This is a genomic window from Priestia sp. FSL R5-0597 (assembly GCF_038006305.1).
In the GTDB taxonomy this organism is placed as follows: Bacteria; Bacillota; Bacilli; order Bacillales; family Bacillaceae_H; genus Priestia; species Priestia zanthoxyli.
In genome coordinates, this window is sequence record NZ_JBBOUZ010000001.1 from 4,137,612 (window position 1) to 4,151,821 (window position 14,210).

At 38.5% G+C, this 14,210-nt stretch carries 15 protein-coding genes; all 15 read right to left on the reverse strand.

The window, feature by feature from the left end:
* Window positions 1–214: 214 nt before the first annotated feature.
* The 15 genes from aroB to der all read right to left on the reverse strand — a co-directional run bounded on the left by aroB (window position 215) and on the right by der (window position 13,941).
* Window positions 215–1,297 carry a 3-dehydroquinate synthase gene (gene aroB, locus MKX72_RS21845; protein ID WP_028411504.1) on the reverse strand — a complete coding sequence of 361 codons (1,083 nt, stop codon included), beginning with the start codon at window positions 1,295–1,297 and terminating at the stop codon, window positions 215–217.
* Window positions 1,297–2,469 (reverse strand): chorismate synthase, encoded by a 1,173-nt coding sequence (aroC, locus tag MKX72_RS21850; protein WP_155007661.1) that lies wholly within the window; start codon window positions 2,467–2,469, stop codon window positions 1,297–1,299. The genes aroB and aroC overlap by 1 nt, the downstream gene beginning before the upstream one ends.
* A 134-nt stretch (window positions 2,470–2,603) precedes the next feature.
* A complete protein-coding gene (locus MKX72_RS21855) occupies window positions 2,604–3,386 on the reverse strand; it encodes a CheR family methyltransferase (protein WP_033579750.1) in 783 nt (260 codons plus the stop codon).
* A 211-nt stretch (window positions 3,387–3,597) separates the two neighbouring features.
* The gene (ndk, locus tag MKX72_RS21860) at window positions 3,598–4,047 is read right to left on the reverse strand and encodes a nucleoside-diphosphate kinase (protein WP_013059010.1); all 450 of its coding nucleotides are present in this window, start codon (window positions 4,045–4,047) and stop codon (window positions 3,598–3,600) included.
* 115 nt (window positions 4,048–4,162) lie between these two features.
* Window positions 4,163–5,128, reverse strand: coding sequence for a heptaprenyl diphosphate synthase component II (gene hepT / locus MKX72_RS21865; RefSeq protein WP_028411507.1), 966 nt, complete (start codon window positions 5,126–5,128; stop codon window positions 4,163–4,165).
* A gap of 81 nt (window positions 5,129–5,209) precedes the next feature.
* The gene (locus MKX72_RS21870; protein WP_155007660.1) at window positions 5,210–5,914 is read right to left on the reverse strand and encodes a demethylmenaquinone methyltransferase; all 705 of its coding nucleotides are present in this window, start codon (window positions 5,912–5,914) and stop codon (window positions 5,210–5,212) included.
* Window positions 5,915–5,918: 4 nt separating this feature from the next.
* Window positions 5,919–6,713, reverse strand: a complete 795-nt coding sequence (locus MKX72_RS21875; protein ID WP_029714662.1) for a heptaprenyl diphosphate synthase component 1 — start codon at window positions 6,711–6,713, stop codon at window positions 5,919–5,921.
* A 278-nt stretch (window positions 6,714–6,991) separates the two neighbouring features.
* Window positions 6,992–7,222 (reverse strand): trp RNA-binding attenuation protein MtrB, encoded by a 231-nt coding sequence (mtrB, locus tag MKX72_RS21880; RefSeq protein WP_028411509.1) that lies wholly within the window; start codon window positions 7,220–7,222, stop codon window positions 6,992–6,994.
* Window positions 7,223–7,247: 25 nt separating this feature from the next.
* Window positions 7,248–7,814, reverse strand: a complete 567-nt coding sequence (gene folE, locus MKX72_RS21885; protein WP_013059015.1) for a GTP cyclohydrolase I FolE — start codon at window positions 7,812–7,814, stop codon at window positions 7,248–7,250.
* 148 nt (window positions 7,815–7,962) lie between these two features.
* Window positions 7,963–8,235, reverse strand: coding sequence for an HU family DNA-binding protein (locus tag MKX72_RS21890; RefSeq protein WP_013059016.1), 273 nt, complete (start codon window positions 8,233–8,235; stop codon window positions 7,963–7,965).
* Between the two features lie 373 nt (window positions 8,236–8,608).
* Window positions 8,609–10,087 carry a stage IV sporulation protein A gene (gene spoIVA, locus MKX72_RS21895; protein ID WP_013059017.1) on the reverse strand — a complete coding sequence of 493 codons (1,479 nt, stop codon included), beginning with the start codon at window positions 10,085–10,087 and terminating at the stop codon, window positions 8,609–8,611.
* A gap of 229 nt (window positions 10,088–10,316) precedes the next feature.
* The gene (locus MKX72_RS21900; RefSeq protein WP_155007659.1) at window positions 10,317–11,039 is read right to left on the reverse strand and encodes a hypothetical protein; all 723 of its coding nucleotides are present in this window, start codon (window positions 11,037–11,039) and stop codon (window positions 10,317–10,319) included.
* A gap of 24 nt (window positions 11,040–11,063) precedes the next feature.
* Window positions 11,064–11,267, reverse strand: a complete 204-nt coding sequence (locus MKX72_RS21905; RefSeq protein ID WP_028411511.1) for a DUF2768 domain-containing protein — start codon at window positions 11,265–11,267, stop codon at window positions 11,064–11,066.
* 314 nt (window positions 11,268–11,581) lie between these two features.
* Entirely contained in the window at window positions 11,582–12,613 is a 1,032-nt protein-coding gene (locus MKX72_RS21910; RefSeq protein ID WP_013059021.1) for an NAD(P)H-dependent glycerol-3-phosphate dehydrogenase, read from the reverse strand.
* Window positions 12,614–12,630: 17 nt separating this feature from the next.
* On the reverse strand, window positions 12,631–13,941 hold the full coding sequence (gene der / locus MKX72_RS21915) for a ribosome biogenesis GTPase Der (RefSeq protein WP_014458340.1): 1,311 nt from the start codon (window positions 13,939–13,941) through the stop codon (window positions 12,631–12,633).
* Window positions 13,942–14,210: the final 269 nt, after the last annotated feature.

Consider the following 14,210-nt stretch of genomic DNA (forward strand, 5'->3'; position numbering starts at 1 on the left):
AACCCAAAGACACATCAAAAATGGGCCTTTGGGTATACGAATGGTAAAATTCACTCAACTAAACTCTGCTCAACTGTCTCATTCTCGTCTACCCTAATCTCAACTAAACTGTCTATTTTTTTCTCATAACTAAAATCTCTAAACTAACTTGTTACCAATTGTAGTACGTTTCAAATTCATTTGTCAACTACTATCTACTTGGCTTTTTAAGAAACTACGCTTGAAGCTCTTCATTCAGCAGCTTAAGAATCACTTCATCTTCTACTTGTTGAACAAAAGGTTTTCCTACGCCTTCAAGCAGTACCATATGAACATTGCTTGATTTGGACTTCTTGTCTGCTTTCATTCTCACGAGCAGCTTTTCAGCTGAAAGGTGGTTTGGAACAGACGTCTCATAGCCAAATTTTTCAAACCATTTCGCAATTTCAGCTACAGGGAACTCGCTTTTCCCAAGCGTATTGCTGACTTTCATAGCAAACAGCATCCCAATGGCTACGCCTTCTCCGTGACTGATTTGTCCATAGCCGCACTCTGCTTCGATCGCATGACCTAACGTATGTCCAAAGTTCAGGTGAGCGCGAACGCCAGCTTCTGTCTCATCTTCTTTTACAACAGATGCTTTGACTAAAATACCGCTTTGAATAGCATAAATTAATTTTTCATCTTGTAAATCAGTCAGCGATTGTATATTTTGCTGAAGCCATTCATAAAATGCTTCATCGTGAATAAAAGCATGTTTAATCACTTCTGCAAAACCAGAACGCCACTCTCTTTCAGGAAGCGTTTTAAGAAGATCAATGTCATAAACAACCGCTTCAGGCTGATAAAAAGCGCCAATCATATTTTTTCCAAGCTCATGATTAATGGCTACTTTACCGCCTACAGCACTATCGTGAGCAAGAAGCGTCGTTGGCACTTGAATAAACGAAACCCCTCTCATGTATGTAGCGGCTACAAATCCAGCTAAATCGCCAACTACCCCTCCGCCGAAAGCAATAACGAGCGCATTGCGGTCAAGCTGCTGCTCGAGTGCAAAAGTCTGACAATCGTAGTAATGTTGAAATGACTTTGCGTGTTCACCGCTTGGTACTACGTATTTAGCCACTTTAAACTGCGTCTCAATCGCTTTTACAACCGCTTCTCCATAATATGAATCTACAGCTGAATCAGTGATGATTAACACCGACGACAGATTAGGTTTTACACTCTCAATAATAGAAGGCAGCTTTTCAATTAATCCATTTCCTAAATAAAGAGGATATGTTTTGGATAAAGTTTGAATATCAATTTGCAACATTAAAACTCCCTCGCATGTACACGCATTTTCTCAATATTTTCAGCAATTAAATCAATTCGGTCTTGTCCAAACTGTTCGATTAGCGCATCAGCCAATTCCCAAGCTACAACGGCTTCTGCTACAACGCTTGCTGCCGGCACAGCACAGCTGTCTGAACGTTCGATGCTTGCCTCGAAGACTTCTTTTGTTTCAATATCAACACTTTTTAACGGCTTGTAAAGCGTTGGAATAGGTTTCATTACACCGCGTACTACAATTGGCATACCTGTTGTCATGCCACCTTCAAAGCCGCCTAAGTTGTTTGTTTTACGGGTATATCCATTCTCTTCATCCCATAGAATTTCGTCATGAACTTCGCTTCCTGGTCTGCGAGCCGCTTCAAATCCAATCCCAAACTCAACGCCTTTAAATGCATTAATGCTCATAACAGCTGCAGCAATCTTCGCATCTAATTTACGATCGTAATGGACATAGCTGCCCACTCCTGCTGGCACGCCTTCAATAATAACTTCTACTACGCCTCCGATCGAATCGCCGTTTTTCTTAGCATCATCGATTGCTTGCATCATGTCTTTCTCAACAGCTGAGTCAAAACATCTTACTGGAGAAGCTTCAGTGACTTCTTGAAGTTCCTCTAAGCTTTTGTATTGAGGAGGATTTGCCTGTACGCCGCCAATTTCTAATACATGTCCAGCTACAGAAATCCCGAACTGAGCAAGGATTTGACGAGCCACAGCACCTGCTGCTACCCTTACAGTTGTTTCACGAGCTGAAGAACGTTCTAATACATTTCTCATATCGCGATGACCATATTTAATAGCGCCGTTTAAATCGGCATGCCCTGGTCTTGGTCTTGAGATTTTACGCTTTACTTCTTCTGATTCTTCTTCAGAAATTGGCTCGATGCCCATAATTTTTGTCCAGTGTTTCCAGTCGTTATTTTCTACCGCTAACGTAATAGGAGATCCTAGCGTATAGCCGTGGCGAACACCGCTTAAAATTTCCGCTTGATCTTTTTCAATTTGCATACGTCTTCCGCGACCATGACCTTTTTGTCTTCGCGCTAAATCTGTATTGATGTCTTCGGCTGTTAAAGGAAGCCCTGCGGGAACACCCTCTAAAATAGTAGTCAACTGTGGACCATGTGATTCTCCTGCTGTTAAATATCGCATAATCGTACCTCCGCTTAATATGTATTATTCGTCAGAATTTTTCCATTTTTAAATATGACTATACCATACTATAACATAAGAATATATAAAAAGTTTCACCTCAGCTTGTAAGAAATCGCTTCAGGTTATCTCTATTAAATGGTCTTTACTTTTCTGTAAAAAAACGTATCAGCCGTTTCAAACCCATACTTTTGCGGAGTGAAAATCTGCTCTGTGCTCCCTACAAATAAGATGCCTCCAGGTGCTAAAGCTCTGCTAAACTTTTCATATAAAGCATGCTTTGCTTCATCGGTAAAATAAATAAGCACGTTTCGACAAACAATCAAGTCAACGTTTTTAGGAAAAGAGTCTGACAGTAAGTTATGTTTTTGAAAAATAACTGTTTTTTTGATTTTTTCATCTAATAAGTACCCGGTTCCTCTTTGTTGAAAGTACTTATTTTTCATCGAAACAGGCATTTCCTGAAGTGAACGTTCATCATAAAAGCCTATTTTTGCTTTTTCTATCACTTTTTCATCCAGATCGGTCGCCAATATAGAAATACGCGAAAGCGGAAAAAATGTTGATAAAACCATCGCTAGTGTATACGGCTCTTCCCCTGTTGAACAGGCAGCGCTCCACACTTTCAGATCTGATTTTCCTTTTACAAGAGTCGGTAAAATTTTTTGCTCCAATATATCCCACCGCTGATAGTTGCGATAAAACTCTGACACGTTAATCGTCATCCGATCTAAAAACTCCTCAAGCAGTTCGTTGTTACTGTTCATTGCTCGATAATATTCAAAAAAACTAGAAAAACCTTTTTTTTCATACAGCGAGGTGAGGCGGCGGTGCATTTGAGACTGCTTATATAGTGATAAATCAATGCCTGTTTTTGTTTTTATTTTCTCCACAAACGCGTCGTATTCATCTATCATTTTTGACTCTCCTTTCTCATTCCTATACGTTTATGTTAGACGTATAAAGAAATAAAACCTTTATATACGCTTATCTTCTTATTAATATATCGGAATACATTATGAAAATGTTTATGCGGGGAAATCTTTGCACTTAATAGCCTAGAAGCTTGTTTATACACACAATAAAAAAGACGAATGAAAATTCATTCGTCTTTTTGCGCTATCTAAATTAGTAAATCCAAGCGTCTGCGTCTTTTTTATAGAAAGTCAGCTCTTCACTTTCAAAGAATAAGCTGATTTCACGCTCCGCACTTTCTGGTGAATCTGAGCCGTGAATAATATTCTTATCCACAATCAGTCCATAATCACCTCGAATAGTTCCAGGAAGCGCTTCTTGAGGGTTAGTTTTCCCCACCATTTGACGTGATACTGAAATCACGTTTTCACCTTCCCATACCATAGCAAAAACTGGACCTGATGTGATAAATTTCACTAACTCACCGAAGAAAGGTTTCTCTTTATGTTCACCATAGTGTGTTTCAGCTAATTCCTGCGAAATATGCATAAGCTTAGCTCCAACTAATTGAAAACCTTTTTTCTCAAAGCGAGAAATAACCTCACCAATAATGCTTCTTTGTACCCCGTCTGGTTTGACCATTAAAAACGTTTTTTGTATCATTTTACTCTCCACCCCTGAAGTTCATGATATGTAAACAAGTTTTGAAAGCGCAATCACACCTCATGAAGATATTAACATTGTTTCGAGCAGTTTACAACTTATGAAAGTAAATAAATCAAAATTTCCGTTTTCCAATGTACTTCGCAATTTGATGCAGCGTTTTTTTCGCCTTGTTTGGCGGCAGTTCTTCTAAAATGCTCATCGCTTTTTGCAGATAACGATCGCTCATTTCAAATGAACGTTCAATGGCGTTAGAAGATTTAATATCAGAAATAATTTCATCGATCAGCTCTTGCTCATATTCCCTCTCGAAAAGCTGTTCTACTTTATCTCGAAACTCAGCATTTTCAATGGCATACAAAACTGGCAGCGTAATATTTCCTTGCAGTAAGTCGCTGCCAACTGGTTTCCCAAGCTGTTCTTCTGATGAGATAAAATCTAAAATGTCATCCGTAATTTGAAATGACATTCCCACGTAATATCCAAACCAAAATAAACGTTTATGTATATCTTCAGGAGCTCCCGCTGCAATTGCGCCTAACTGACAGCTTGCAGCAATTAGCAGTGCCGTTTTACGTTTAATTCTACGCAGATACACGCGTAAGTTTTGGTTTAGGTTGTATTTGTCCTTAATCTGTTCAATTTCACCGAGCGTTAATTCCACCATCGTATTAGATAAAATTTTATGTGCTTCCACATCTTTAACCTCACTCATAACTTCAAGTGCACGAGCAAAGATGTAATCCCCTGTATACATAGCAATACGATTGTCCCATTTTGCCTTAATTGTTGGTTTTCCCCGTCGCTTATCAGCGTCATCAATAACATCATCATGAACAAGAGACGCCATATGAATCAGCTCAAGCGCTACTGCCACATGTTTGATTTGGTCGATATTGTAATGCCCAAATTTAGCTGCCAACAAAACAAATACAGGGCGAATTCGTTTCCCCCCTGCTTGTAAAAGGTGAAGAGAAGCATCTGTGATAAGTGTTTCATCGGTATGAACAGTTTGTTCAAGTTCTTTCTCAATAAGGGTAATATCCGTATTCAAAAAAGCGTACATCATTTTTAGTTTCATTGGACTCACCTTGCATTATATATTCATTCTTTACTCCTTATCCTACAGGCTGTTGCACCTGTAGGACAAGCTTTTTCTCTTTTATCGTTTGTACCCTAGATGCATCGCCGCTACTCCACCTGTGTAAGATTTCACTTCAACATCTGTCAAACCGGCTTCACGGAACATATCAGCCAATTGCTTTTGACCTGGAAAGTCCCTAGCTGACTCTTGAAGCCATGAATATTCATCATAGCTTTTAGCGACCATCTTTCCAAGCGCAGGCATAATATACTTAAAATAAAGCAAGTACATTTGTCGGTAACCAATCATCGTTGGCTGAGAGGTTTCAAGGCAAACCACTTTTCCGCCAGGTTTCACGACGCGCTGCATTTCCTTTAAAACTTGAAGGTAATCGGGCACGTTGCGCAGTCCGAATCCAATCGTTACATAGTCAAATGAATTATCTTCAAAAGGAAGCTCCATTGCATTGCCATGTAGTAAAGTAATATTTGAAAAAGGTGAGTTTTTTACTTTCTCTCCACCAATCTTTAGCATATTTTGACTAAAATCCAGGCCAACTGCCTCTCCTGTTTCTCCAACTGCTTCAGCCATAGCTAGCGTCCAATCCGCAGTTCCGCAACAAACATCTAAAGCTTTTGTTCCTTTTTGAACATTCATTCGCTTCATCGTATCTTTGCGCCATGCCTTATGACGCTGAAAACTAATAACAGAATTCATTTGATCATAATTTTTGTATATTTTTTCAAATACGCCATGGACACGCTGTTCTTTTGATTGCTGCATATCTCTATCCTTCTCCTACGACATTTTTCAACACTTCTAAGCTAGATGTAAGTTCATCTAAGTGCTCTCTTAAAAACTCATTCATCGCAAATTCACTTCGTAAGTACCCTCTAACAATATTTACAGACTGTTGAGTATACGAATAAAGGTATTCTTTTATTTGTTCTTGATTCATGCCAATTTGTTTGCAATAGTTTAGCAAGAGAGTAGGCTCTTTATGCTGTAATGACTTTAATTGCTTTAATATCCCATTCAAATACGCTGCATGTTTTAAAAGTTCTTTCCACTCTTCACGTTCAAAATAGTCACATAAGCATCTTACAAACGATGATTCTGCTGCTAAAAAACTATTCATAACGTCGTGTGGATTAGTAGAGCGATTGTTATAAATGTGTATCTTAGCGATATTAATTTCTTTAATAGCAGATGCTATAACTTTCATTAAATTCAGCTGGCTGCTTTGAGCTAAATAGTAATAGTACAGGCCGCTGTAATAATCTCCGGCCAAAACTACCAGCTGCCTCTCATGCAGCTTCCCTTCATTTCCGCTAACATTTTGAGTGGAGACTAGATCGTGGGTATCAAGTGCGGTTTGAACGAGCATCACAGATAGCACAGAGCTGTTCTTTTTTTCTTCTTCCATTGAAAGAGTATCTAAGAACGAACACATGTACAGTAATCTATTTTCATCAATACGCGGATGATGAATATATTTTTTTACATATGGATGACTTAATTCAACATGAAGCTGTTCTTTCATGTTGGCCACAATATCATAGATGGTTTTTACGCTCATCATCCTTGTCTCCCTTTCCATCACTATTTGTTTAAAGTTCTTTCAACTCCAAATCGATAGTGTCAATTATAACATAATTACATTATAAAATATCCTTTAAATTCTTTTGAAGCTTTTTCACGGTTTAAATCCTTTAGCTGCTCATCCGCTTGAACACCGTTCATCTACATACCATCTTGATTTCTTAGACAGTAATTTAAGATATTGCTTTTAGTTTCACCATGTTTTTCCTGTTCTTATTCATTTATTTTAAATATAAATAAAAGCAGGAAAATCCCTGCTTATTTTTTCGTATCGGATTCAATTTCTCCGTGAACAGTCTGAACGACGGCTTTGCCACGAATTTTAATTGCGGATGTATGCTCAGTAAACTGCGCAATCATCACTTCGCCTTTATCTAGTTTTTCTGAATGATGAAATCGCGTATCTGCTCCTCGCGTTAAGCCAATTACGTTAACTCCATCTTCGACCGCTTTAATGACAATATACTCTGGCGTTCCTTTTTGTGTCATATTCTCTTCTCCTTCATCATCCACATTATGATTTAATCAATGATAAAACTTCAGCTCTAGAACTTGCATCGTGTTCTAACACTCCACGCACAGCAGAAGTGATTGTCATAGCCCCAGGCTTTTTAATGCCTCGCATGGTCATACACATGTGCTCTGCTTCCACTACTACCATTACCCCGTGCGGCTCTAATGTTTCTACAATAGAATCCGCCACTGTAGATGTAATTCTCTCCTGAAGCTGAGGACGTTTCGCAACAGCCTCTACCGCTCTTGCCAGCTTACTTAAACCGGTCACTCGTCCGCCTTTTGGAATATACGCAACATGAGCTTTTCCGTAAAAAGGCACTAAGTGGTGTTCACACATAGAGTAAAAAGGAATATCTTTTACAAGCACTAGCTCTTCATGATCTTCTCCAAAAACTGTTTTAAAATGCTCTTTTGGATCTTCATTCAACCCGGAAAAGACTTCCTCATACATTTTAGCTACTCGCTTTGGTGTATCTAATAATCCTTCACGGTTTGGATCTTCGCCAATTGCTTCTAAAATTAGTCTCACAGCTTGTTCGATCTGTGGTTTATTTACAGATGACATGTTGTTGCCCTCCAATTCGTTGCATTACGACTTTATGAAAAAAATTCTAGCATATGTATATACCAAAGGCAAAAAAGAAAGGTCGCAAATGTGCGACCTTTCAAAGCTCTTCATCAACGGCTATGAATAAAGCCATTTTATGTAGATATTATTTTACAGCATCTTTAAGAGCTTTACCTGGTTTGAATGCAGGAACTTTGCTAGCAGGAATTTCGATTTCTTCGCCAGTTTGTGGATTGCGTCCTTTACGAGCAGCACGTTCACGTACTTCGAAGTTACCAAAACCGATAAGTTGAACTTTGTCCTCAGCTTTTAAAGCTTCTAAAATTGTATCGAAAACAGCATCAACTGCTTTTGTAGCATCCTTTTTTGAAAGCTCACTTGCTTCTGCAACAGCATTAATTAATTCTGTCTTGTTCATGCCATTCACCTCCTCCCAAAATCGGATCATATAATAACTAAAAACCTTGTTAGAAAAGGAATCTAGTAATTCGTTATATCTCATTCTTTAACAAAACAAATGGATATTATACATAACCTATGTATCGACAAGCCTAATCATAAACGATTGAACTAAATAATTCAATGTTTTTCATTCATCTGCCGTATGTATGTAGTGAAAACAGTATGATCGATCGATTTCTGTTAAAAGATTAACATATTGAACAAGGCATAGCAAGCAGAAAATAACGCAGGAATAGGATAACCACGCGATCTATCACAATATATGTAAAGTTTTGTATGATCTATCCAAAAAGAAGAGGCTCCTTTATGAGGAGCCTAACCTTGTATTCTTATAAAATAATCGCGATTAAACCTCCAGATCCTTCGTTAATAATCCGTTCTAGCGTTTCTTTTAACTTATATCGCGCATTTTCAGGCATCAGCGACAGCTTTCCTTGAATCCCTTCTCTTACGATTGAACTTAGAGAGCGGCCAAATATATCTGAATTCCAAATTGAAAGCGGATCATCTTCAAAGTCTTGCATCAAATAACGAACTAATTCTTCGCTTTGCTTCTCCGTTCCGATAATCGGCGCAAATTCTGATTCTACATCCACTTTAATCATGTGTATAGAAGGTGCCACTGCTTTTAAACGAACTCCAAAACGCGATCCTTGGCGAATAATTTCAGGTTCATCAAGGCTCATATCTGAAAGCGAAGGTGCAGCTACACCATAACCCGTTTGCTTAACCATGCGAAGTGCATCAGAGACTTGATCATACTCGGTTTTTGCATGCACAAAGTCTTGCATTAACTGCAGCAAATGATCTCTTCCGCGAATTTCTACTCCCACGATTTCTTTCAAAATCTGATCATATAAGTCATCTGGAGCGTATAAGTCAATTTCGGCAATCCCCTGCCCCATCTCAATTCCGGCTAATCGAGCCTGATCGATAAACTCAAACTGGCTAAATTGCTCTACTACCCGTTCAACGTCTCTCAGTCTCTTAATATCTTTTACCGTTTCTTTAACGGCTTCTTGATAGCTTTCACGCAGCCAATGTTTATCTTTTAAAACCATTACCCAGCTTGGTAGATTAACGTTGACTTCTAATACAGGGAACTCGTATAGTGCTTCTCTTAATACGTTCATCACATCAGTATCGCGCATGCTTTCCACACTCATCGCTAATACTGGGATATCATATTTTTCATTAAGCTTTGCACGAAGCTTTTCTGTATCGGGATGATATGGCTGTACGGTATTAATAACCATGATAAAGGGTTTGCCTACTTCTTTTAGCTCATTAATGACGCGCTCTTCTGCTTCCACGTAATCTTGACGAGGTATATCTCCAATTGAGCCATCTGTTGTAATGACGACACCAATCGTTGAGTGTTCTTGAATGACCTTTCTCGTTCCAATTTCAGCCGCTTCGTGAAATGGAATTGGTTCTTCATACCAAGGTGTATTGATCATTCGAGGTCCATTTTCATCTTCGTACCCTTTAGCGCCTGGCACTGTATATCCTACACAATCTACTAACCGTATGTTAACTTCTAGCCCGTCATCTACCAAAACATTGACTGCTTGATTCGGTACGAATTTTGGCTCAGTTGTCATAATCGTTTTTCCAGCTGCACTTTGTGGTAGTTCATCTTGTGTGCGAGCTCTTTCTGCCTCGTTCTCGATGTGAGGCAGGACCACCAGCTCCATAAACTTTTTAATAAATGTAGATTTTCCTGTTCGAACTGCTCCCACCACACCTAAATATATATCGCCTCCTGTACGTTCAGCGATATCTTTAAATACATCCACCTTTTCCAAAAGATCCCCTCCGATCTATGAGTTCATGGAATATGACATCCATTGCGAGAGTAAATTAGGACACTATATAGTTATGACGTTGTCCTATTAAAATATGACTTTTGATAGAAAAATTTATGATTTTTTTCATGCACATGCTGACTTAGTCATTCTGATTTTCATTATTGGTGTACAAGAAAGAGAAAACCCCTTCTCTCTGAATATTATTCAAGGAGAAGGGGTTCATGACTTATTTTTTAAAAAATATTGGTTCATTCTTATCGTTAACTGTATAAGGAAGAGAGTAAGCAGGTACAAAATCACTGTTTTTCACAAGGAGCTTTCGGATATCTTCACCCGGTTTGTAGGAGCTTTTATGCTTTTGAATGGCATCATACAAATCAGGACGATAATCTACAAATACATCTCCCTGCCCATTAACAATTAAAGAAAGACTATTCCCTGTATACGGGCTAGTAACGACAGGGGGTTCTTTCATATTCAATTTCTTATAGTTAATAGAGAATACGCCGGGAGCGATGACGTCTTTAAACGGTACGTATCCTTTATGGTTTTGACGGTATATATTCAAATGTACATTAACATCTTGAATCGTATCCGCCATCCGTAAGTCTAATAATTTAACCGTGGGCTTTGTTTCTGCATCCACAAGCACGTACGCAAATATCCCTCCGCTTTCATACGAATTCCCAGGTGCGTCTTGCATGTATCTAGGAACAATTTTTGTAAAGTCAATCGGATATTTTTGATAAATCGGCGTGTCCATATCTTTCGTTTTTATCGGCAATAAGCCTCCGCTTTCTTCTTTAAATTGATCAACGGCCGTTTGTACGGAAGCAACTTGATCTTTATAAGGAACTTGATTTTGAGACATTCTTTCCGTCGGGTATAAACAACCGGATAATACAAAAATGGTTAACCCAACCATAGACGTTAGCATGAATTTTTTCATTTTCCTCACCCTACCATATGTACATTAAGCATCTGTCGGACCGCTGAATACAACAATTACCATAATAAGACCTGCTACAATCATGAGCGAATAGGCAATGAAAGCGAGTACAATTTTACCAACGCGGTTCGTGATTTTATAACGACTAAAGTAAATAGAAAATACCGCAATAAACATAAATACAATGGAACCCAATGAAATCCACATCTTTAACAAACCTGGCGACAAATTGCATCCACTCCTTTTTTCACCGTTATTATAACATAAGGACTTATAGTTAAGACGGATATTAATAGAACTTTCTAAATTAACTATTTATTCACCTTCCATTGATTTACGCTCTATAGTAATTACTTTCCTATTAAATTGACAAATTCCTGCTTTTTCACATAAAAAAATCGAAGCGAAGGGGGCTCTTCGCTTCGACCGTAACTAAATATTCCCATACTAACAGTTCTACTCATCTTTATTTACACGTTATTTTATGCAAGTAAATGATTTTGGGTATCACCAATTGCCTATTTTTTCATATTTCTTTGCACTTAATTTAATTTTTCTCCTAAAACATTCGCTAAATCTTCCATTTCATGTGTTTTAGTACGAGACATAAGCGCGTCTACTGCATCTTTTGCCTTCACATCATTAAACAGTACATTATATAAAGCATCAGCAATCGGCATTTTTACGTCGTATTTTTGAGATAGCTGGTAAGCTGCTTTCGTCGTGCGTACACCTTCTACAACCATTCCCATATTTTCTAATACTTCGTCTAAATTTTTGCCTTTTCCAAGAAGATTACCAGCGCGCCAATTTCGAGAATGAACGCTTGTACACGTTACAATCAAATCTCCAATCCCGGTTAAACCTGAGAACGTCAGAGGATTGGCACCAAGCACCGTACCTAAGCGAGCGATTTCAGCTAAGCCACGAGTCATAAGAGCGGCCTTCGCATTGTCACCATATCCAAGTCCATCCGTGATACCAGCAGCAAGAGCAATAATATTTTTTAACGCTCCCCCAATTTCCACACCAATCACATCAGGATTTGTATAAACACGGAAGTACTGTTGATTATTAAATAAATCCTGTACTTTTTCTGCTGCTTGTATATTTGTTGAAGCTGACGTCACGGTTGTCGGCTGCCTTCTACTTACTTCTTCAGCATGACTCGGGCCTGATAAGACAACGATGTCTTTTGTATCAATTTCTTGTTGAATCATTTGAGATATACGTAAAAGAGAATCCGGTTCAATTCCTTTACTTACGTGAACAATTGTAAACAGTTCATCGGTAAGGGATTTTAGCTGTTGCAACACTTCACGAATGGCCTTCGTTGGAACAGCTAAAATAAGGGTTTCAACACCCTCTATTGCCTTTTCTAATGACGTAAAACCTTTAATCTGATGAGGAAGCTCTACACCAGGCAGATATTTTTCATTCTGATGCGTCTCGTTGATTTGATCAATGACTTGTTGTCTATGTCCCCAAATGCGAACATCGTGTCCATTTTCTGCCAATACGAAAGCTAATGCAGTTCCCCAACTCCCTGCTCCTAGTACAGCTATTCTTTCCACGCCGATCACATCCTCTGTTATTTTCTTGGTCTTGCAATAATTTTAATTGGAGTTCCTTCGAATCCAAAAGCTTCACGAAGCTTATTTTCTAAGAAACGTTTATATGAAAAATGCATTAGCTCAGGATCATTTACAAACACAACAAAAGTTGGCGGCTTGATTGCTACTTGAGTTGTGTAATAGATTTTTAAGCGGTTGCCGTTGTGAGTAGGCGTAGGGTTCATTGCTACTGCATCCATAATTACATCGTTTAAGATGCTTGTTTCTACACGCACCGCATGGCTTTCGCTTGCAAGATCAATCATTGGCAATAGCGTATGCGTACGTTTTTTCGTTTTAGCTGAAAGGAATACAATTGGAGCATATGTTAAGAACTGAAAATGCTCGCGTATATTTTCTTCAAATTTTTTCATTGTTTTTTCATCTTTTTCTACTGTATCCCATTTGTTCACAACAATGACGACAGCTTTTCCAGCTTCTTGTGCATAGCCAGCAATTTTCTTATCTTGTTCAATAATACCCTCTTCAGCATTTAATACAATTAAGACAACGTCTGAGCGTTCAATTGCCTTTAATGCGCGAAGTACGCTGTATTTTTCAGTACTCTCGTACACTTTTCCACGCTTTCTCATTCCAGCTGTATCAATAACAACATATTCTTGATCTTCTTTTGTAAACTTCGTATCAATAGCATCGCGTGTCGTACCGGCGAGATCACTGACAATAACACGATCTTCACCTAGAAGAGCATTAACTAATGAAGATTTCCCTACGTTAGGACGACCAATCAATGAAAATTTAATGACTTCTTCTCCGTAGTCTTCGTCTTTTTCTTTTGGAAAATGCTTAGCTGCCTCGTCTAACAGGTCACCTAAACCTAAACCATGCGTTCCTGAGATTGGGAACGGTTCTCCATATCCTAGTGCGTAGAAATCATAGATTAATTCTCTCATTTCAGGATTATCTACTTTATTAACGGCTAGGACGACGGGCTTTTTGGATTTGTATAAAATTTTCGCCACTTCTTCATCAGCTGCAGTAATTCCATCGCGTCCATTCACTAGAAAAATGATTACGTCCGCTTCATCAATTGCAATTTCTGCCTGCTGTTTGATCTGTTCTAAAAATGGCTCATCTCCAATATCAATACCGCCAGTATCAATAATGTTAAAGTCCAAATTCAGCCACTCACCTGAACTATAGATACGATCACGAGTTACACCCGGAATATCTTCTACAATAGATACTCGCTCTCCTACAATTCGGTTGAAAATTGTTGATTTTCCTACGTTGGGACGACCAACAATCGCAATAATTGGTTTTGGCATACGATTCTTCCCTTTCCTTGATCTTTTTTATGTATCGGCAACCAGTCTTTAATCGACTAAAGGTATTTATCTACATGTACAAATAAATAAGATCATTCGTTTTTCAAAAATTGAGGCCATGCAGCGTGGCATGACCTCTACTAATCGATCATAAGCGATAAAGCAGGATTTTTATCAGCTCTTTCTTATACTGAACTGATTAACTGCCTATCCGCTGAATAAGCATTACTCTTTCAATCAAACAATTTTATCAAAAATCACCGGTAACA